This is a genomic window from Cesiribacter sp. SM1 (assembly GCF_020178975.1).
GTDB lineage: Bacteria > Bacteroidota > Bacteroidia > Cytophagales > Cyclobacteriaceae > Cesiribacter.
The window spans coordinates 1-19,970 of sequence record NZ_JAHXBU010000041.1; the positions used below are offsets into that span (position 1 = coordinate 1).

Consider the following 19,970-nt stretch of genomic DNA (forward strand, 5'->3'; position numbering starts at 1 on the left):
TTGCAGGTATGATCAATACCACCCAGGTTATTATTAAAGAATCATTTGAAATCGAAAAGTTAACCATTGCAAAAGCAAGTTTAAGAAGTATCATTTACAACCTGATAAGCAATGCAATAAAATACCATTCACCAAAAAGACCGCCCCACATAAACATTAGTACCTATCAGGAAAATGATTACACTATTTTAAGCATAAAAGACAATGGACTTGGTTTGAACAATGACCAACAGGCGAAGCTATTCCACATGTTCAAACGCTTTCATAGTCATGTAGAGGGTACTGGCATTGGGTTATACATAGTGAAAAGAACGATGGATAACATTAACGGCAAAATAAAAATCGAAAGCAGGCTGAACGAAGGAACAGAATTAAAACTCTATTTTAAAAACAACGACTAAAAATCCCTGGGCTTATTTATGCAGAATAATGATTCATCCATTCTTATCCTTATGGTAGGGTCTGTGGCTGGATAAAAACTAATGAAAGCAATTTGTAATGCAGTTACACTTATCAGGGAAATACTTGCAGTAGTGCAGTGCAGTTTAGACACTTAATGAACTGTATTTTAACAGATTATAAGCATAGTGGCTATCTTTTGAACAAAGGATGGAGGTCCCTGTTGATAAAATACCTTTTGGCTTGTAGTGCATTATCTCAAAGATGATGATTCCGTTTATTTTTAGATGAAGGTATTTAGCTAATCAATAAGCTACTATTGAATGAAAGAGTTCGGGAAAATAATTTTAGTAGATGATGATCCAACAACGGTAATGCTACACAAGCGACTATTGAACAATATGGATGTTGCTCAAGAGATACTTAGTTTTACCGATCCTTACATGGCATCATGGTATCTACAAGAAAAATATTCCATCACACCTACAACAGCCAATCCTGACTTAGTTCTTTTAGACCTTGAAATGCCAGGAATGAATGGTTTTTAATTCTTTGATGATATAGAGCCTCTTAGGTTAGACCGAAGCAATTTGTTTATTGTGATGCTTACTTCTTCCATGTCCCCAAAACATAAAGAACAAGCATCCCTGTTGGGCAACAGACTCGATAGGTTTACAAATAAGCCACTGCGAAAAAAAATGCTGATAGAACTACTATCAACTATTTAGTGATAATTTAATTTGATTAGGGTGAAGTGGCTAAAATTTAGTCATAAGACAAGATTCTATAACAGTTTCTTTAAGTAGATGTTGAAAATTGTACCCCTTCCTTCTTCACTTTCCACTTCTATTTTGCCCCCGTTGCTTTCAACTATTCTTTTGACCTTAAACAATCCTATACCCGTTCCTTCTACATGAAAATGCATGCGCTTAAACAAGGCAAAAAGCTGCTTCTGCTGGTTTTGGCTTAGCCCCAAGCCATTATCCTTTACAGATAAAACAACAAATCCACCCTCAAAACTGGTCTTTAGTTCTACTTCCAATGGTCTGTCTAAACTCCGATATTTAACAGCATTGGATAAAAGGTTATACAGAATACTTTTTAAACTGCTTCTCCTGTATTTTATACTATCAATATGAAAGGCTTCTGATATTGAAGCTTTATTATCTTGAATAAGGGTGTAGAGATCATCTTGAACCTCTCTGCTTATTTCCTCAAATAGTAACTGCTCTTCATCAGCCCCATCCATCTCCTTCTGAACCTTAATGATTTCCACCAGATCACTAATGGTCTTTTGAAGTTTCTGAACAGAGGTGTCCATCATTACCAATATCTTTTGATCTTCTGGCTTCGGTTCATTGAAAACTGATTTTTTAAGAAGCGATATAAGACCTTCTATGTTGGAGACTGGCGTTCTTAGATCATGGGAAACGGTATAGACAAAGTCTTCTAAATCATTATTAGCTCTTTCCAGGTCACGGTTCTTCTCTTCCAGCTCTTCTTGAACGTTCTTCAAATCAGTAACATCTTCTATAAGATTAAATAAACCCATCACTTTACCTTCTTCGCTATGTGGAATCATAGAAAACCTAATCCACCTTCTACCTGCTTCATTAACATCAAGTTGAAGAATTTCAGAATCTATTAGTTCTCCTTTAAGCGTTCTTTCTATCAAAGGGTGTATTAAAGTATAGGCATCTGTACCTATGAGATCCCATACATGTTTACCGATGATTTCTTCCCTTCTTACGCCAAAAAGCTCTTCGTACCTTTTATTGACGAATTTATAGACAAGGTCACTATTCTTGTAGGAGATCAGAACAGGCATAGCATCTGTAACCAGACGAAGTTCATCTGCACTTCGCCTTACCTCCTTCTCGCTACGTGTTAATTCTCTTGTTCTTACTTCTACACGATCTTCCAGTTCTTCATTGGCTTTCTGAAGTAATTCCTGAGCAGCCCTTAATTCTTCAATAGCGGCTTCTAATTCCTGTTGCTGATTCTGAAATTTTATGATAGCCTCTTTCCTATCAGTTATGTCTCTTATGATGCCAGAGAAAAAATATCTTTCCTCTTCTTTCCAGCATGACAGAGAAAGCTCCATCGGAAACACTACACCATCTCTCCTAAGACCTTCAATCTCAACAGTATGACCAATGAGCCTCGGGCTTCCTGTTAGAATGAACCTTTGAACACCTGCGAGATGTCCTTGCCTGTGTTTTTCAGGCATTAACTTTCCAAGATCAGATCCTATCAAAGCTCCTTGGGGATAGCCAAAAACTTCGTGGGCTTTTTTATTGGCAAAAACAATGTATGAGTTATCATCAGTGATAATAATGGAGTCCGATGCTGTTTGCGCAACAGCCTCAAACCTCGCTTCACGAAACTCTATTAACCCCTTTAAATGTTTGACTTGATCCATTTGTACCCATTTCAACCAAACTCTGCTTTTGGCAATTATAGGAAACAACTTTGAGAGCATGAAATAATTATACAGAAAGGTAATGATCAGTGATTAACCTTTTGGTGAGGATTAATTGAGACGCCATTTATACAGGTAATGGCATCATTAACTGTAAGTAAAAAAATTGATACGATTCTTCACTTGATTTACTGCAAAATGTTTACCCCCTTTCATTTTATCATAAGCCAATTCAAAAAGTAAATAAACTTAGTAAAGAAATCAAATTAAAGCGTTACCTTTATTTAACGAGTTTATTTACTTTTCTAAAGCTATGTTGATAGGATACGCCAGGGTTTCAACTGTTGCTCAAAATAGCGACCTCCAACTTGATGCATTGCAGCAGGCTGGTTGTGAAAAAATATTCACCGATAAAATCAGCGGTGCGGTTGCTGATCGACCTGCTCTTTCTAAAGCCAAAGAAATGCTTAGGAAAGGTGATACTCTTGTAGTATGGCGACTGGATCGATTGGGAAGATCGCTTCGTGATCTAATCGACTGGATGAATTACCTGGATAAAGAAGGCATTGCCTTAAAAAGCCTTCAAGAGTCCATCGACACTTCCACTGCAACTGGAAAGTTGATTTTTCACATCTTCGCTTCAATGGCAGAATTTGAAAGGAATCTGATTAAAGAACGTACTGAAGCTGGATTACATGCTGCCCGTGCCAGAGGGAGAGTAGGCGGTAGACCAAGTAAATTAAACTCTTCAAAAAGAGAGTTAGCGGTTAAACTTTATAATTCGAGGGAACATAGCGTTGACCAGATCTGTGAAATGATGGGTATTACCAAGCCTACATTGTATAGCTATGTAAGAGCGAAGAATAAATAGACTTACAAGTTTGAATTTCATCTTATTCTATGAAACTAACCTTCTTAGCTTATCAGCACCATTAGAATTCAGTTTCATCAAATACCTGTTACTTATGTGAAGCAGCATCTGATGTACCACACAATATTTTCTGCGACTCCTATCAGGAGGTTGAAGGTAATAGAAAAAAAAAATGAATTTTTTTTAGATAACTAACCATAGCTTCGAGACAAATATAGATAATATGTTTGTCTATTAAATTGTACTTTTCCGTTTCAATAATTTATTAAAATGAATCCAGGGCATTTATGGTTTGTATTTTAAATTAGTAGCGTGTATTTTTGTAATGTAATTCAAACAAACATTAATCTTAAATACTCTCTCTGATGAAAAAACAAACCAAACCCACACAAACAGAACTTGAAGTTTATTTTGAAGCGTCTGAAATACTAAAAAAAGCAATCATTGATGATGAAGGTTATCTTCGTGATGATTTGGAAGTATTAGTTTGGGATGATTTAGAAGATAAAGGTATTCACGCAGTAGGTTACAAATTTTACGGAACCAAGAAGGAACAAGAACAATCTTTTTGGCAAGCAAAATCAGTTTGGTTTAGCTATTGGCGTAACTTTTTCAAGCTGTCATATCAGTTTTATGATAATGGTAATGGTTACTTGATTTTTACAATCAATGATCTAAAAGCTTATAAGCGACACTTCAAAAAAACGTTACCAGTAATGAAAGCAGCGTAATGAACTTAACTGCTTCCTGCTCTATGATGCTATGCAAAAACAAATATACGAATACACATTAGCTGATTTTAGTGTTGTTGAATTTACCCTTGATGAATGTGAATTTATAGGCACATCATCAGGTAATTTTGATTTCTGTTTACACCTTAATGATAACACGTGGTTGAAATTCAGCATCAGCAAAGATTTTAGATGTTTATCGACAAATACAAACGCTGGTGTTGAAGATTGGAAAGGGTTTAGGCGAAAGCAGAAGATTAAGAACCTGATTTGAATTATAAAGGCTAAATGAAGAAGCAAGCTTAACCAGGCTTGCTTTTTTGTTTAGTGATGCTAAAAAATATTTTCAGCATTGAAGTTATAAATTTCATTTGCTGAAATTATAAATTTTTTGGTCGCCCAACTACTTGTAGACGCTACATGGTTATTAGCCCATTTTTTAAATCTTTCTACTTCATCTTTGTTACCAGCATTTTCATTGTATACCACAATCAAAACTGTTTTTATATTACTCTTTCTTGTGGTTTGTAAATAATAGGCTTTTATCTGCTCAAGAATCGAAGACGCTCTTACAACTACATCACTACTTAATTTTTCATCAAGATATTCAATCTTAACTATATAATCTGCATGTTGGCTTGAATCATGCGCCTTTAATAAAACATCTACATTATGAAGATTTATCTTTAATTTAGACTGAAATTTATATTCAAAATGATTGTACTTTTCAATTTTATCAATGATAAAATCATTTACATTAACAGGTGTATAAGCAGGAGCAATAGAAGTTGTATCAGCAGGTGTTACATTCGTAGGCTTTAGATAATCTTCAAAATAAGGCACTTCGTCTTGTTCAATAACTGGCAAATCTTTGCCTATTTCAGGAATATTAAATGTTTTTTTATCTAATAATAAAGCAAATAATTTATTCATTGCTTTAGCATCTGATAAATGTGTAACATCTATCCCTTTGAAACCAATCGGTATTATATCTTTTGAATATGGTTCGAACGCTACAAGAATAAACTTTTTACTATTCTCATTTATCTCATTCAAAATATATCCGTATTCAATACCCACTCCACCCTCATTATTTTCTGCTTTCTTTTTATAGTTCTTGGAAAGAACAATGATGATTTTATCAGAATGAAGAAAAATATCATGCATCATTCTGCGAAAGTTAAGACCAGTTTGTTCTTGTAACTCTATCTTGTCTACTTTGGCATCAAACCCCTTCTCAATCAGATATAGTGTAAAGGACAACACTTTCTTTTCATGTTCTTCACCATCCCAACTATACGTAACAAAGACTTTCTTTTTGTCCATGATCAATTCTTTCTAACCAAGCAGGAACCTACATAATGGCTAACTTATTTCCAAACAAAGCTTAACCAGGCTTGCTTTTTTTAAGCCATTATAAGCCCGTATAACCACCGCAAAAGGTGAAACAGTGCTGAAGCACCACCAGCACAAGAAGCCTATTGAACTCATGGAGTATTTGATTTCAACCTTTATGAACAGGAATTCCAATGAAGTAGTATTAGATGCCATCATGGGTAGCGCATCTACCATAATTGCCGCCATTAATTGTGGTGTGAATTGGATTGGGATCGAAAAAGCCCTGATATCTTTGGAGTAGCTAAAGCCAGGGTTGAGAAGTATATAAAAGAAAAAGGGGAGTGATTAGCTCCCCTTTTCTATGCCAGCTTTGGATTTAACTCCAACGCCAGAAATGAATTTATGACTATTTCTTTCGCCTGATTATACTGCGATTCTGGTACCGCAACAGCATCATGGTAGGTAATGACCTTGTTTATGCCAGCATTATGCAAATCCTTTACAATCTGGGTGTATATGACGCCAGCTTCTATTCGCTGTACCAGTAGGGCAGTGTTTTTATATCTGGCATATTTTTTTTCTTTCTCTTGTGGCAATAGGTGCTTCCAGTTTAGTTGCTTTATCTCCTTAAACATCTGATATACAGTATTAAATTCATCTTTAAGCAGCTGGATAGCTTTTTTGCAAATAAGTACTTCCCTGGTCTTGTCCATCGCTTCTAATATATCCTCACCCTCTTCCAGAGCATAGTCGAGTAGCAACTGCTCAAAATCTTGTATCGTAGACTTACTGTTCTCTTCTATAGTATAGTTAGCATAGAAAGCGATATAGGTGACTTCCTTTGCTGCTTTGCGCAATTTTTCAGAATAGCTGGTTTCAGTGTCATTTACATCTCTTTGTTTGATTGGGCTGCCATACTTCTTCTCCCATAGTTCATATATGGCTTCATACATCTTTCCTTCATCAGCAAGTTCCTTAAATCGCTTATAGTCTGAGGTTCTTCTGTATTTTTTTATGATAGCTATTGCATCAGAACACTTTGGAGCAAACTTCTCTATCAAACTTTCATTCAAGTTTGCATAAAACCAGGGCTGGGAGTTAACTATGTCGATGATTTCATATTTTTCGTTAGGAAAGTCTGGGTGTCTGTGATAGGGTCTAAAGACCTTTTTTCTACGAACGACAGAGTGATGTAACCTTTCACCAAAAGCATCTACCAGACCATCAGAAAAAGGGTTTAAATTAAAGTTGCTAATCTTAGCATCAACCCACTCTTCCTGGGATATAAATGTAATACCCCCAAGTTCTGTTGCTCTTTCCGAATACATATCTGCTAAAATCATACGGACATCCAAACAGTCCTCTATGTAAATTTCATCCATCACCTTAGCCACTGCCTTTCTGTAATATTCCTCGCACTTTGTTAAATCTGTGAAATTCATTCTATTGAGTTGTTTCACATATTTTTTTAGATACTTCTTTCCTACTGGTACCATCCTGTACAGTTTTCCACTTTGGAAAAGCTGTTTCGGTATTCTGTAAGAAAGTGATTGATGCGGATTGCCGTTGTTGGAGTAGTTATAATATCCACCTGGACAGTATTCACCAGTATATGGATTATAATCAAGCCTCTCGATAAGCCCTAATTTCAGGAATAGATCAAGCAAGTATTTCCCGTTTTTGCGTTTCTGTTCGAAGAAGTATTTTTGTATTTCATGGTGAACAGGTATATATTCCTCTATATCACAAGATCCATTACTAACTTTTTTTAAGATATAAGTATAGTAAGAGAATAGCTTGTGTATTTGAAGTGGTTCTAAACCAAAATGCTTGGTAAGTATTTGATTAATATACTGATCACTAATACCACTCGGTATAAAATAATTTTTAATTTTATTCATTATCATATCTATTTAAGGGTTATATCAGAGGTATATATCTTTATTAGTTATCTCTGATTTACCTTTATAGATTTGATATGATCATTAGTTTTAAATCATGTAAGGAATTATTATTAACTGTTGAATAATGTATTATTAGACTAAGGTTATTATTCCAATTAAATAGGTATATATAATAAATATTAATTATAATAATTAATTAAATAATGGTATATCCATATGGTGTGGATTTTTTGATATGAAATAATATTCAGTTGATATTTATGAGAGAAAAGAGAAAAAGTTAAAATGTTATATATAGCTTAAAAAGCTTATAACTATGAATTATTACATATCAGAAGAAAAATTGATAGTGTATATCGATGCTTTCTTCAAAGAAAAAGAAAAACAACCATTTGAAACATTTAATAAAACTCTATTACTAAGATGTGTATTAGAAAATGAATCAACTGATGATCTGATAAAAAATAATTTATTCCTGAAAAATCTTGTAATAGAGTTTAAAAATTGGTTACGTCCCAGGATAAGAATACATAAGATGAAGAATCTGGACGACTAATGTCTACAGAATTGACAGAAACAGCCTGTTTGTTATATCCTGGTAAATTCAGAACCAGCTTAGGATACTCTGAAAATCCTATCCACAAGAGGCTTGCCAGGCTGACAGATGTTCAGAATCTGGTTAAAAAATTAGGAATGGGCAGGAAAAGAATGTCACAAAGCAGATGGAATAATTCAGTACTTGCCCAACAATGCTTCTATCAAGTTGGTGAAGGTTGGTGCTTCGAAAATATTCCATATAAAAAAGTTTCTTTATTTGAACAGGCTACTCTTTTCGAAGCTTTAAATCATTTATAGCCTAAAAAATCTATCTCTTTATTACAACTGGTTATATTTTCTTTGATAAGCTATTCTTTGATTTACCTCTGCTGGTGTTCGTTCTAAATGTTTAGCTATCTCATCCACTGGCATATTCAATCTAACAAATCTTTTCAGAATAATAAGTTCTTCTCGCTGCCAAGACTTTTTGGATCTGCTGTGGATTTCTCGTGTAGATCTTAGTACTTCCGCTTTTTCCTGGGCTGCTATTATCTTATGCGGCTTCCTATATTTTATGAAAGAGGTGTTACTCAAATTTTGAAGAATGGATTCAGAATTCTTCTGAAATATCTGGTGCATTCGAAAATGTAAATGAGGTATTAAACACATCATCTGCATACTCAATTTTTCCTAACCAGCACATTCCTTTATTATGAATATGGGAGCCAATACTGTATCTGTTTTTTAAAGCTGTTTGTATCTGTGATTCAATACGCTTATTTGTTTCATCGCTGTAACCAGTTTCTAAAGCCCAGACCTCAATAGCATGGATGTATTGGTTGTGAACAAAGTCTTTCCAGTTTTCTTCGTAACTATCTTTTTTTAATAAATCATTGGTTGGTGTGGTTTTATTAATGTCTGTGGTAGCCCATAATAAATTCCGCTTGGCTAAGGAAGCATAATACTTATATGGATTTTTTTCATCCATATGACTCATTAATTCATAGATGTCCTTACGTACATCAGCTTTCCATATAGTCCTTTTTCCTTCCAACATACATCTTCGATGCTTATCAATTCTGTTGTTGAAGTTATTTGTGGTACCCACATAGATCACTCTCTTAGGAGTACCTTTGAAAACAAGTAGGTATACACCGCCTCCTGCTTTTGAAATAGGTGAACTTAGACTACCCATCAATTCCCAGAAACATTCTTCAAATTTCATCAGCATGTTGGTTGAATCTTACAATGATCATTGTTTCCTAAGTTTTTGTAGCATTGCCAACATCACATATCCCGTAGCATCTTCAAGAATTCATCAAGCCCTCTTGCACCAGCTATTGGATTGGTATTGAATACCATGAAGTACTTATACTTATCACCTGCCTTGTTAGCCCATTTCTGACCAAGCTGAAGCTTCTTTCGACTATCATCGTTATCCAGGTGATCACCTTTAGTTTCGATCACTACTACTTTACCCGCCTTAGTTAGGACGATGAAATCTGGATAATGGTGGACAAAGCCATTTATCATGGCGATTAAGATCTTCACCTTCTTTACCAACTACCTCTCCTAACCACTTCTTCAGCTTTGGGTGATTTACATTATCATTATACACCCAACCTTCGTTTCCTGTATTGTATGGGGGATCAATATAGATGCAGTTGACCTTTCCCTCATATTCTGGCAAGAGGGCTTTAAGTGCTTCTAAGTTATCGCCATGAATGATCTTATTTTCTGATTTGCCCCCATCCATTACTTCTCCATTAGCGAAGGTGTAGATAGGTTCCAGAATTTTGAATGGTACGTCTTTGTGATGATTGATTACTTTCTCTTTACCAATCCAGTTCAGTGTAGGCATCTATATTGAAGTTTCGATTCCCAATATACTAATGCCATCGATTGTACCATAGCTAAGTTTACTACTTGATCTAAAACATTATATCCATTGTTAATCAACATTTTGAAAACCAGTCATTTTCTCTTAAAACTGAACAGAAATTTCTACCACCCTAAGAATTTATTTAAATGCCTTTCAGCATAGGGGTTTTCGATCTGTCCATAGGCTCCACACAGTTTACAGTTCCTTCTTAATGCTTCTGAATCACGGCACAAGCATACTGAGTTTTTTATCAAATATGAACTCCATTCATCCTGTTCTCCTGGTGTCATGTCTTTGTTTTTCCAAGATAAATCCAGCCACTTGTATTCTTCCTGGTAAGTTACTACAGCAGCCCTTTCTTCCCCATAGGTAGGTATGTATTCATATTTGAATATGTGAAGGAAGACAGCCTTATATTTTTTAGCACCGCTGGATATAGGCATAAAGAGTCCATATCGATGCAGTTCAGGATTGTATGTTTTAAATATCCTCGTTTCTCCCTTCTTGTAGAGTAGTTCTTCTCTTAATACTACGATCATAATCTGTTATTCATTTTGAATTATATATCCAGAATAGATGGTGGAAAAAGGGAAAAGTAGAAATTAATATATAAAAATAAATTATATATTTAATATGAGAAGTTTAAAAGTGAGCGAAGCGGTAGACCTGGAAATACAGCAGTGGAAGTTGTTCTTCCAGCAGCGCAATAAGCTTAAAATTAGTAAAGGTCAAGTGGTCGAAATGGCACTAAGAAGGATGAAGCTGGATCTGAACAGCAGAAAGGAGGATAAGCAAGATGCCCCATCTAATTCCTGATTTTTTTGAAGTCTGCTCTACAGATCATGTATATCAAGTGAACAGTGTGTTACAGGATACTGAACCAATTTGTCTTTTTACCCTGGTCACGGACAGAAATGGATACAAGGCAGCCATCACTGATTTCATCATGCAGGATACTACCTGGGGCTATACTGAGATAAATGTATTGATGGTGGATTTAAATGTAGAGCATGACCTCTATGAAGCCTTATCACTGAGGGTATACATCAACCGCGTTGAGATCGTAAACCCATTAGAATTAACTATATGGCAAGAAGAAGAGAAGGATCTAAGAAGACAAGAGGAACATATAAAGCAGCAGCAAAGAATACTTCTATTCCGAAAATTCGTAAATCAGTTACTCTTGTGATGGACGGCAGAGGCATTGCAATGAAGTCTTGAGAAAATCCTAATTTAACGAGTATCCAGGTAGTGTTTTTAGTTTTTGATCACTACTGTTTTTGTTTAGGATATTTAAAGATGGTGCGCAGTAGCTGATCGCCATGATTCCAGTTACTAAGCACCTTTTTAATTCCTCAGCTAAAGTTAGTACTGCTCATAAATTGGAATGCTCTACTCTACTCAATCAAATACACTTCTTAACTGTGGTAATGCAGCTATATGTTTATCTACATAATGCTGTATAATAGTATCAATGTTACGGTGACCAGTGGCAGACATTACCGTTGTGATTGGTACACCTTTTTGAATACAGAGGTTTACATAGGTCTTACGCCCTACATCATGGGTAGATAATAACTCGTACTTTTTAGCTGTGGCTTCCTCAACTTCCTTACCTTCTATTTTATTATAAGTTTCTTCTTTATCTAATTCTTTGATATTGGCGCAGAACTTTCTAATGTGTTCATTGATGTAGCGGTAATAGAACGGCTTCAAATTGTAGTTGTATTTATCCAATATGTGCTGAACATTTCTTACGATAGGGATAACAGCCGTTATATTTTTCCTTTCCGTCTTTTTAGGCTTGATTCTAATAGTATCGTTACCGCAGGTATCCTTATTCACTAAAAGCACATCTTGTATCCTCATGCCAGTATGTGAAAGAAAGACAATCACATCTTTAACTAATTCTTCTTTTTTATTCTTTGGCTGATATTTTAGGATAGCGTCTAATTCGTCACGTTCTAAACATATAGGTTCTACTTTATTCTTCTTTACACCATCCCAGGTTTCAGGCTTTATATTATGAGGTATTTCTCGTTTATCCAGCCATTTTACAAATTCTTTTAACGATTGTAGTCGTAGATTCAAAGTGTTAGCCTGTAATTTTCTTTTCTTATGGATAAAGCAGTATTCTTTGTACTTCTCAATGAAATTATAGGTAAGGTTATTTAATGTCAGGTTTATATTGTAGTGCTGTTCCGCTTCTTTCAACTCCTTGGCAACATATATCAGAGTATAAGCACTTCTTTCGCCCACCGTATTAGCTATTTTTACTTTTATGAATTCTTGTAACAGGCTATGTATATTTTCGGTGTTATCAGGCTTAGATAAGAATTGTTCTATATGTGCAACATCTGGTAACTCGTTGTACTTATATTGATAGTCGGTAATGATTTGATGAATGGTGTTATATAGCTTGTCAACTATGGCTGTATCAGCTTTAGTTAAAGCATTGCGTTTAGGTTGGCTGGTCTCATAATCCCATTTAGATGCATCCACTTTCACACCTGTGGGAAACCGTTTTATCTTCTTTGTCTTACTGTAATATATGGCTATGCTACCTTTACCCGTTGATTTGCTAATGTTCAGCAATTCCCGTTTAATATTTTTGGTCTTATCCATCTATGAAACTTTTATGAAACTTTTCTGAGACAAACACTAATATCATGTTAGTATAGAATTCTAAAATACCTGCTTCTAATAACTTAAAAGGCTGATTTCATACAAAGATAGCTACCATGCTTGAACAAATGTTAATTAAAGTTAAAGTATGTTAAAAGAGGAATATTAAGGCCTTTTGAGCGTATTTTAGTGCAAACATGACCAGAACAAAAATATATATATTAAGCATTCTGATGGGCCTTACGGTGCTTGGCCTTATCTTATTTCAGCTGTACTGGATACAAACTGCCGTGCGCCTGAAAGAAGATGAGCTTGCCCGTAATGTGCAGGAAGCGCTGTTAGAAGTTACCCGCCGGCTGGAGAAACAAGAGGTAGTAAACTTTACCTATCAGCGCAACCATGTTACTTTTTACACCAACAGGCTTGATTCAAAAAAGATGTACCCATCGGTACCGCTGCCGCCCATGCCCGAAATACCACCCATGCCGCTCGATTCCCTGCAGAAGAAAGTGCGTATAGAAGACGGGCAAATTGTTGTAGAGCTTACCGACACCAAAAGAGGCAAGGCTCCCCTGCAGGAGGGTAAAACGTATCAGGATGTGGTAGCTAAAGCACTGGAAGACCGCCTGCACCACCGGCAACAGGTAGACCAGCTCTACCTCCGGCAGTTTATGGCAGAAGAGCTATCGCTCAAAAAACGCATTGACTCTGTACAAATAGACACCCTGCTGCAACAGGCCTTAAGCAACAGGGGCATAGATGCCGATTATCACTGGGCCGTAATACAGGGCCCGCGGCGCCAGCTCGTGTACCACAGCACCCGCACATTGCCAGACACTGCAAATCTCTACCAGGCAGCCCTCTTCCCCAACGATATCTTCCGGGCCGATAGCTACCTGAGCGTATACCTGCCCAACCAGACCGGCTACCTGCTTAGCCGCATGAGCAGCACCCTGGCCTCCTCCGCCCTGCTGATGCTGATCGTGATTGGATGCTTTGCCTATGCTGTGCAAACCATTCTTCGCCAGAAGAAGCTCAGTGAGATAAAGAATGACTTTATCAACAACATGACGCATGAGCTGAAAACCCCTATTGCCACCATCAGCATGGCTTGTGAGGCTCTTAACGATCCCGACTTAAGCCGGCAGCCCAACATACAGGATCGCTACCTGGGCATTATTCGCCAGGAAAACCGCCGACTGGGCCAACAGGTAGAAAAGGTGCTGCAAATAGCCCGCCTGGAGAAACAAAAGCCCGTGCTGAAGCTGGAGGAGGTAGAGGTACACCCGCTGATAGAAGGCATAGCCGATATTTACCGGCTTCAATTGCCTGCAGAAAGCAAGATTATGCTGCAGCTCGATGCTACAGACCAAACAATTCTGGCAGACCGCCTGCACCTCACTGGCATTTTAAACAACCTGCTGGAAAATGCCATTAAGTATTCTGAGGGCGCACCGCAAATAGAAGTGTATACTGCTAACACCCTGCTGAACGACAAAGCAGCCATTGCCATAACTGTGGCCGATAAAGGCATAGGCATCAGCCGCGAAAACCAGGATAAAATTTTTGATAAGTTTTACCGGGTGCCCACCGGCAATGTGCATAATGTAAAGGGCTTTGGCCTGGGGCTTGCTTTTGTACGCTACAGCACCGAAGCCCACGGCGGCAACATAAAGCTGCAGAGCAAGCCGGGTGCCGGCAGCCGTTTTACTGTAACCTTACCCCTAAATCCACCGCTGCATGCAAAAAGCTAATATTCTGGTAGTAGAAGACGATCCTAACCTGGGGCAAATTCTGCAGGAATACCTGCAGGTAAAAGGCTACACCACTCACCTGGCAGTAAATGGCCTGCTGGGCCTGCATGCTTTTGAGCACAACAACTTCGACCTGTGCCTGCTGGATGTAATGTTGCCGCAGATGGATGGGTTTACACTGGCAGAAAAGATAAGAGCACGCAACCAGCAGGTGCCCATTATTTTCCTGACAGCCAAAAGCCTGAAGGAAGATACCCTCAACGGCTTTCGGCTGGGCGCCGACGATTACATCACAAAACCCTTTAGCCTGGAGGAGCTCCTGTTGCGTATACAGGCCATTTTAAGGCGTAGCAGCAGAGGCGCTGCCGGAGGCACCACTGCTCCGGCAGAAGGCCCGCTGCAGATTGGCCGCTACGTATTTATGCCTCAGCAGCAGGAATTAAAAATAGAAGGAGAAAGCACCTCGCTTACCGCCAAAGAAGCAGCACTTTTAAAAATGCTGGCCGAACGTAAAGGCCAGACCCTCGATCGCACCGATGCGCTTAATGCTATCTGGCACAACGACAGCTACTTTAACGCCCGCAGCATGGATGTGTATATCACAAAGTTGCGCAAGCTATTGCGGCAGGATCCCCGCCTGCAGATTCTTAGCGTTCGCGGAGAGGGATTCAAGCTTGTGGAGTTAGATGATTTTGTGTAATTTGTGAGTGCCTGCAGTAGCAAAAGAGCGGAAAATTAAGATTTACGCATTATTTTGCACTTAAGCAGGCAAGTTTGCAAAAGCCGCTTGTCTGGCGGCCTTGTTCTATTTTTCAGATTCTATTTTATTATGATAAAGATCGTACCATCTATTGCGGTGATCAAAGGTCAGTGCGTTCATGTTGATAAGGCCAATTTCAACAAGGTTACCAAGTATGATGTAAACCCGCTTGAGGTAGCACAAAAGTTTGAGGCACATGGCATTGACCAGATCCATATGGTAGATCTGGAGGGAGCACAACAGGGGCATCCTGTTAATTATGGTGTACTTGAAACCATAGCGGGCTATACCAACATTCAGATAGACTTTTCCGGCGGTATTACCACCGATGGCGATATCAGCAAAGCCTATGAGTACGGCGCCAGTTACATTACTGCCGCCAGCGTAGCCGTAAGCCGCAAGGAGTTATTCACCTCCTGGCTGGTATCTTACGGACGTGAAAAGATAACGCTGGGTGCCGATGCCCTGCAGGGCAAAATCCTGATCAGGGGCTGGCAAAAGAATACCGATATCGATGTTGCCGATCACATTGGGTATTTCTATGAGCGCGGGCTTAAGTATGTAAAAACCACGGATGTATCGCGCGATGGCGAAATGAGCGGCCCTTCGCTGGAGTTGTACAAGCAGCTGCTTGATCGCTACCCGGGCTTATGTATCTTAGCCAGTGGTGGTATCAGCTCTATTGATGATATTGAAAAACTGCAGGAAATTGGTGTGTGGGGTGTAATCTTCAACAAAGCCTTTTACGAAGATAAGATCAAGCTGAAAGACCTGGAGCGTTTTACCCAAAACACAAATACAGCACTATAAATAAGAAAGGCTGCCCCGGGGCAGCCTTTATATTTTATCAACCAAATAAATAATACGTTGTTAGTCCAGCAAATTGCACACAATTGTTTTAAATGAGCTGCGCAGGGCACTGTTGGTGGTTTCTGCAAAGTTAGTTTTGTAGAACAGGTAATAGAGGAAGCTGAAAGAGAAATAATTACCTGCAGTAGCAGCCTCTTTTTTCACTTCGGTCTGTTTAGACTCCTGTTTATCAACCATTACATCTTTGGAAACAACAGCAGCTTCTGTTTTTTTCTTCACAGGAGGTGCTACCTGCTGCACTTCTACCTCAGCTTTAGCAACTGTAGCTGCTTTGCCGTTAGTTCCATTGTTACAGGCACCTGCATATGCCACTCCCGTAGCAGCCAGGAACAGGCAGCATATAAAACAGCCAACCCAAATATACCGGAGAAGAGATGCAGCTTTCATTGTTGTGTAATTTTAGGTAAAGTTATAAAAAAAAGAATTCAGTTCAATAGGTGAGCTTATGGATTATGTTAATTATTGTTAACATCCTTATTTTTCGCTCTTTATATATTAGATGCCTTAACCCCTTACTTGGTTGCACATGATAGAAAAAATTTCTTTAGAAGATTTTCAGAAGGTAGATTTGCGCATTGGAACTGTTGTTAAAGCCGAGCCTTTCCCCGAGGCCCGCAAGCCTGCCATTAAGCTGTGGATAGACCTGGGGCCTGAAACTGGTATTCGCCAGTCGAGCGCCCAGATCACACACCATTATTCTCCCGATAAACTTGTTGGAAAACAGGTGCTTTGCGTTGTTAATTTGCATCCCATTAAAATTGCAGGCTTCCGCTCAGAGGTGCTGGTAACAGGTTTTTCAGATACTGCAGGCCATATTGTACTGGCAGCACCCGATGCCGCTGCAACAGGTGCGGAAGTACCCAATGGCAGCAGACTTCATTAAACACCCCTATGCTTTTATTTTCTCAGCTACGCTCTATATGCAATGGTCAAATGCTGCAGCTCCCGCAGGATGTTGCCATCAGTTACCTGCTTTTTGACAGCCGTAAGCTGGTGGTTAGCCCGGGCGCTGTTTTTTTCGCCCTGCGGGGCCAGCAGCACGATGGGCACCAATACCTGCAGGATGCCTACAAAGGTGGCATCAGGTGTTTTGTGGTAGAGGAGTATACAGACCTGGATTTACCAGAGGCAAACATACTGCAGGTACCCAGCTCGCTAAGGGCCCTGCAGCAATTGGCAGCCTGGCACCGCAGCCAGTTTAGCCTGCCTGTTGTTGGCATTACCGGCTCAAACGGAAAAACAATTGTTAAGGAGTGGCTAAGCAACCTGATGCCCGCACGTGAGCAGGTGGTACGCAGCCCAAAGAGCTATAATTCGCAAACAGGGGTGCCGCTGTCTGTCTGGCAAATAAACGAGCACCACAGCATTGGCGTGTTTGAAGCCGGCATTTCGGAGCGTGGCGAAATGCAGCACCTGCAGGGGGTGCTAAAACCTACCATTGGCATTTTTACCAATATAGGCCCGGCCCACGACCGCGGCTTTAGTAGCCGTGAGGAAAAGGTTTGGGAAAAGGCTCAGCTGTTTAGCGGATCTGAAAGCATTATTTACTGCAGGGATCATGAGCAGATCCATAACTGCCTGCAGGAGGTGTATCCTCATAAAAACCTGGTAGGCTGGAGTCAGCAGCAAAGCGAAGGCCCCTGGCGGGCAGAAGTGGTGCACCGCTCCAAAGATACCCTGCTGCACCTCCATTTACCCCAGAACCAGCAGCTCAGTTACCGCATCCCCTTCCGGGATAGCGCTTCAATAGAGAACTGCCTGCACTGCCTGTTCTTGCTGCATAGCCAGGGCTACGCGCACAATCAGCTACAGCAGCAGCTTAGCCACCTGGCCCTGCCCGCCATGCGCCTGGAGCTAAAGCAGGGTGTTAATGGCAGCTACATCATCAATGATGCCTACAACAACGATCTTGCAGGCCTCCAGGTAGCGCTGGAGTTTATGCAGCAGCACAAGCATCATCGCAAAAAAACCGTAATTCTGTCTGATCTGCTGCAGACAGGCCTGCCACCAAAGCAGCTGTACAAAAAAGTATCGGAGCTGCTGCAGGTAAATAACATCGACAGGCTGGTGGGCATAGGCCCCGAACTGCGAAAGGCTGCACCACTCTTTGCCTCCATACCCCAGGCAGTATACTATAATAGTACCGAAGAATTTATACAGCAGCAGCCCGAGCGCCAGATTGGCAGGGAGCTGGTGTTGCTTAAAGGCGCCCGCACCTTTGGCTTTGAGCGCCTTGTAAGCCGCCTGCAACACAAAACACACGGTACAGTGCTGGAGATTGATCTGGATGCCCTGGCCCATAACCTTAACTTTTACCGGAGCAAGCTAAAAACAGGCACCAAAACCATGGTAATGGTAAAAGCCTTTGCCTATGGCAGCGGCAGCCACGAGGTGGCAAACCTGCTGGAGTTCCAGAAAGTAGATTACCTGGCAGTGGCCTATCCCGATGAAGGCATTACACTGCGTCAGGCAGGGGTAAGCCTGCCCATCATGATCATGAATGCTGCCCCGGAAACATTCCCCAAGCTGCTGGAATATGACCTGGAGCCCGAACTCTACAGTATTTCGCAGCTACGGGAGTTTACAGACTACCTGAAAACACACCGCAGGCAGGCCCGCGCCCACCTGAAGCTCGATACCGGCATGCACCGCCTGGGCTTTAACCAGGCCGATCTGCCCGAGGTACTGGAGCTACTGCTAAGCACCCAAAGGCTACAGATCAGCAGTGTGTTCAGCCACCTGGCCGGTGCCGACAGTGCTGAGTTTAACGATTTTTCGCAACTGCAGGCACAGCGCCTGCTGCAGTACTACGAGCAGGTGGTAGCAGCCCTGGGCTATAAGCCCCTTTGCCACCTGCTGAACTCTGCCGGCATTCTGCGCTTTCCGGAGTACCAGTTCGATATGGTGCGTTTAGGCATTGGCCTGTATGGGGCCGAGGTAAATGGCATGGAGCAACGCTCGCTACAGCCCATCAGCACCTTAAAAACTACGGTATCGCAGGTTAAGCAAATTCCAAAGGGCGAAACGGTTGGCTACAGCCGCAGCGGCATTGCTCACCAGGACATACAACTGGCTACCATTGCCATAGGCTATGCCGATGGCTTTGACCGCCGCTTTAGCAATGGTGTAGGCAAGGTGCTTATTAACGGCCACCCAGCCCCGGTGGTGGGCCGGGTTTGCATGGACATGACCATGGTAGATGCCACAGGCATTGATGTTCAGGAAGGCGATGAAGCCATCGTTTTTGGCCCCGAAAGACCTATTACCCAGCTGGCTGCAGAAATAGGCACCATTCCCTACGAAATATTAACCAACGTAAGCGAGCGAGTAAAGCGCATCTTCTTCTCCAGCTGACGTAATATTCCAGGCTAATTGTGTGCCTTCTCCACCAGTAGGGGGTGTATAAGGTATATGATATTGATCTTTAAGCGATTACAATAAGCTCCCTCGCCCGCCTCCTGGCGGGTGAGTATCTTCATGCCGGTCTTCCGGTCAGCAACATAACTGCAGGCGATTGACAATTTCAGGCCCGGAGGGCAGGCAAAAGTGCACACCTGCTCACTCATTCACCATCACCCCCCGCAACCAAGGTTTTTCTTAAAATCACGGCTATTCATGCCGCCAAAAGGATTTTCACCCTCTTCTTCCTCCTGCTGCAATGCCTTTCCCTGCTTAATCTCTTCCGGAGACAGCTTCTGCTTATCTTCCTTTCTGATATTTTCTTCAGTAGAAGATTTTGTCTTATTTTCTGATGCTTCCATTTTGTATCTAATTTATCTTAGCAGGGTATACGAATGTAAGATTATCCTTGTTTTAGCATGCATTTGAAGAACTCCGCCCATCTGCGTGCTGTTGCAGATTTATTACCAGCCAGTTG

Annotated in this window: 24 protein-coding genes; 14 read left to right on the top strand and 10 right to left on the bottom strand. The window is 40.3% G+C overall.

Features of this window, described 5'->3' with window-relative positions; translation table 11 throughout:
• Together KWJ01_RS05845 and KWJ01_RS05850 are read left to right on the top strand one after the other, a co-directional pair.
• Positions 1-401, top strand: a 401-nt coding sequence (locus tag KWJ01_RS05845; protein WP_224995492.1) for an ATP-binding protein, incomplete at its 5' end; no start/stop codon positions are given.
• A gap of 321 nt (positions 402-722) precedes the next feature.
• Positions 723-947 (top strand): response regulator, encoded by a 225-nt coding sequence (locus tag KWJ01_RS05850; RefSeq protein ID WP_224995493.1) that lies wholly within the window; start codon positions 723-725, stop codon positions 945-947.
• A 236-nt stretch (positions 948-1,183) separates the two neighbouring features.
• Here the strand turns inward: KWJ01_RS05850 and KWJ01_RS05855 are convergent, their stop codons facing one another.
• Entirely contained in the window at positions 1,184-2,821 is a 1,638-nt protein-coding gene (locus tag KWJ01_RS05855; RefSeq protein ID WP_224995494.1) for a PAS domain S-box protein, read from the bottom strand.
• 313 nt (positions 2,822-3,134) lie between these two features.
• Here KWJ01_RS05855 and KWJ01_RS05860 point away from each other — a divergent pair, with 313 nt between their 5' ends.
• Both KWJ01_RS05860 and KWJ01_RS05865 read left to right on the top strand, forming a co-directional pair.
• Positions 3,135-3,692 carry a recombinase family protein gene (locus KWJ01_RS05860; RefSeq protein ID WP_224995495.1) on the top strand — a complete coding sequence of 186 codons (558 nt, stop codon included), beginning with the start codon at positions 3,135-3,137 and terminating at the stop codon, positions 3,690-3,692.
• Between the two features lie 365 nt (positions 3,693-4,057).
• Complete coding sequence (locus tag KWJ01_RS05865; RefSeq protein WP_224995496.1) at positions 4,058-4,423, top strand: hypothetical protein; 366 nt, start codon at positions 4,058-4,060, stop codon at positions 4,421-4,423.
• 333 nt (positions 4,424-4,756) lie between these two features.
• Here the strand turns inward: KWJ01_RS05865 and KWJ01_RS05870 are convergent, their stop codons facing one another.
• Positions 4,757-5,749, bottom strand: a complete 993-nt coding sequence (locus tag KWJ01_RS05870) for an SEFIR domain-containing protein (RefSeq protein WP_224995497.1) — start codon at positions 5,747-5,749, stop codon at positions 4,757-4,759.
• Between the two features lie 124 nt (positions 5,750-5,873).
• On the opposite strand from KWJ01_RS05870, the gene KWJ01_RS28285 reads away from it, so the two are divergent.
• Positions 5,874-6,062 (top strand): DNA methyltransferase, encoded by a 189-nt coding sequence (locus KWJ01_RS28285; protein WP_224995498.1) that lies wholly within the window; start codon positions 5,874-5,876, stop codon positions 6,060-6,062.
• Positions 6,063-6,120: 58 nt separating this feature from the next.
• Here the strand turns inward: KWJ01_RS28285 and KWJ01_RS05880 are convergent, their stop codons facing one another.
• Positions 6,121-7,662, bottom strand: coding sequence for a hypothetical protein (locus tag KWJ01_RS05880; protein WP_224995499.1), 1,542 nt, complete (start codon positions 7,660-7,662; stop codon positions 6,121-6,123).
• Between the two features lie 319 nt (positions 7,663-7,981).
• On the opposite strand from KWJ01_RS05880, the gene KWJ01_RS05885 reads away from it, so the two are divergent.
• Both KWJ01_RS05885 and KWJ01_RS05890 read left to right on the top strand, forming a co-directional pair.
• On the top strand, positions 7,982-8,221 hold the full coding sequence (locus tag KWJ01_RS05885) for a hypothetical protein (protein WP_224995500.1): 240 nt from the start codon (positions 7,982-7,984) through the stop codon (positions 8,219-8,221).
• Complete coding sequence (locus tag KWJ01_RS05890; RefSeq protein WP_224995501.1) at positions 8,221-8,520, top strand: hypothetical protein; 300 nt, start codon at positions 8,221-8,223, stop codon at positions 8,518-8,520. The genes KWJ01_RS05885 and KWJ01_RS05890 overlap by 1 nt, the downstream gene beginning before the upstream one ends.
• 292 nt (positions 8,521-8,812) lie before the next feature.
• Here KWJ01_RS05890 and KWJ01_RS05895 read toward each other — a convergent pair whose 3' ends face one another.
• The 4 genes from KWJ01_RS05895 to KWJ01_RS05910 form a co-directional block, all read right to left on the bottom strand.
• The gene (locus KWJ01_RS05895; protein ID WP_224995502.1) at positions 8,813-9,427 is read right to left on the bottom strand and encodes a GIY-YIG nuclease family protein; all 615 of its coding nucleotides are present in this window, start codon (positions 9,425-9,427) and stop codon (positions 8,813-8,815) included.
• Between the two features lie 62 nt (positions 9,428-9,489).
• Positions 9,490-9,669, bottom strand: a complete 180-nt coding sequence (locus tag KWJ01_RS05900; RefSeq protein WP_224995503.1) for a hypothetical protein — start codon at positions 9,667-9,669, stop codon at positions 9,490-9,492.
• Positions 9,670-9,685: 16 nt separating this feature from the next.
• The gene (locus tag KWJ01_RS05905) at positions 9,686-10,063 is read right to left on the bottom strand and encodes a hypothetical protein (RefSeq protein ID WP_370634660.1); all 378 of its coding nucleotides are present in this window, start codon (positions 10,061-10,063) and stop codon (positions 9,686-9,688) included.
• A gap of 143 nt (positions 10,064-10,206) precedes the next feature.
• Positions 10,207-10,623 (bottom strand): hypothetical protein, encoded by a 417-nt coding sequence (locus KWJ01_RS05910; RefSeq protein ID WP_224995504.1) that lies wholly within the window; start codon positions 10,621-10,623, stop codon positions 10,207-10,209.
• A 94-nt stretch (positions 10,624-10,717) separates the two neighbouring features.
• On the opposite strand from KWJ01_RS05910, the gene KWJ01_RS05915 reads away from it, so the two are divergent.
• Positions 10,718-10,900 (top strand): hypothetical protein, encoded by a 183-nt coding sequence (locus KWJ01_RS05915; RefSeq protein ID WP_224995505.1) that lies wholly within the window; start codon positions 10,718-10,720, stop codon positions 10,898-10,900.
• Positions 10,881-11,273 carry a hypothetical protein gene (locus tag KWJ01_RS05920; RefSeq protein ID WP_224995506.1) on the top strand — a complete coding sequence of 131 codons (393 nt, stop codon included), beginning with the start codon at positions 10,881-10,883 and terminating at the stop codon, positions 11,271-11,273. Before KWJ01_RS05915 ends, KWJ01_RS05920 begins: the two co-directional genes overlap by 20 nt.
• A gap of 212 nt (positions 11,274-11,485) precedes the next feature.
• Here KWJ01_RS05920 and KWJ01_RS05925 read toward each other — a convergent pair whose 3' ends face one another.
• Positions 11,486-12,709, bottom strand: coding sequence for a tyrosine-type recombinase/integrase (locus KWJ01_RS05925; RefSeq protein WP_224995507.1), 1,224 nt, complete (start codon positions 12,707-12,709; stop codon positions 11,486-11,488).
• Positions 12,710-12,906: 197 nt separating this feature from the next.
• On the opposite strand from KWJ01_RS05925, the gene KWJ01_RS05930 reads away from it, so the two are divergent.
• From KWJ01_RS05930 to KWJ01_RS05940, 3 genes are all read left to right on the top strand, one after another.
• The gene (locus tag KWJ01_RS05930) at positions 12,907-14,463 is read left to right on the top strand and encodes a HAMP domain-containing sensor histidine kinase (RefSeq protein WP_224995508.1); all 1,557 of its coding nucleotides are present in this window, start codon (positions 12,907-12,909) and stop codon (positions 14,461-14,463) included.
• Entirely contained in the window at positions 14,450-15,163 is a 714-nt protein-coding gene (locus tag KWJ01_RS05935; protein WP_224995509.1) for a response regulator transcription factor, read from the top strand. Before KWJ01_RS05930 ends, KWJ01_RS05935 begins: the two co-directional genes overlap by 14 nt.
• 129 nt (positions 15,164-15,292) lie before the next feature.
• Positions 15,293-16,033, top strand: coding sequence for a HisA/HisF-related TIM barrel protein (locus tag KWJ01_RS05940; protein ID WP_224995510.1), 741 nt, complete (start codon positions 15,293-15,295; stop codon positions 16,031-16,033).
• A 60-nt stretch (positions 16,034-16,093) separates the two neighbouring features.
• On the opposite strand, the gene KWJ01_RS05945 is transcribed toward KWJ01_RS05940, so the two are convergent.
• Positions 16,094-16,480 carry a hypothetical protein gene (locus KWJ01_RS05945; protein ID WP_224995511.1) on the bottom strand — a complete coding sequence of 129 codons (387 nt, stop codon included), beginning with the start codon at positions 16,478-16,480 and terminating at the stop codon, positions 16,094-16,096.
• A gap of 139 nt (positions 16,481-16,619) precedes the next feature.
• Between KWJ01_RS05945 and KWJ01_RS05950 the strand changes: the two genes are divergently transcribed.
• Together KWJ01_RS05950 and KWJ01_RS05955 are read left to right on the top strand one after the other, a co-directional pair.
• Positions 16,620-16,976, top strand: coding sequence for a tRNA-binding protein (locus tag KWJ01_RS05950; protein ID WP_224995512.1), 357 nt, complete (start codon positions 16,620-16,622; stop codon positions 16,974-16,976).
• An 8-nt stretch (positions 16,977-16,984) separates the two neighbouring features.
• Positions 16,985-19,447: a bifunctional UDP-N-acetylmuramoyl-tripeptide:D-alanyl-D-alanine ligase/alanine racemase gene (locus KWJ01_RS05955; protein WP_224995513.1), complete on the top strand. Its 2,463-nt coding sequence runs from the start codon at positions 16,985-16,987 to the stop codon at positions 19,445-19,447.
• A 218-nt stretch (positions 19,448-19,665) separates the two neighbouring features.
• Here KWJ01_RS05955 and KWJ01_RS05960 read toward each other — a convergent pair whose 3' ends face one another.
• Positions 19,666-19,854 (bottom strand): hypothetical protein, encoded by a 189-nt coding sequence (locus KWJ01_RS05960; RefSeq protein WP_224995514.1) that lies wholly within the window; start codon positions 19,852-19,854, stop codon positions 19,666-19,668.
• Positions 19,855-19,970 lie beyond the last annotated feature (116 nt).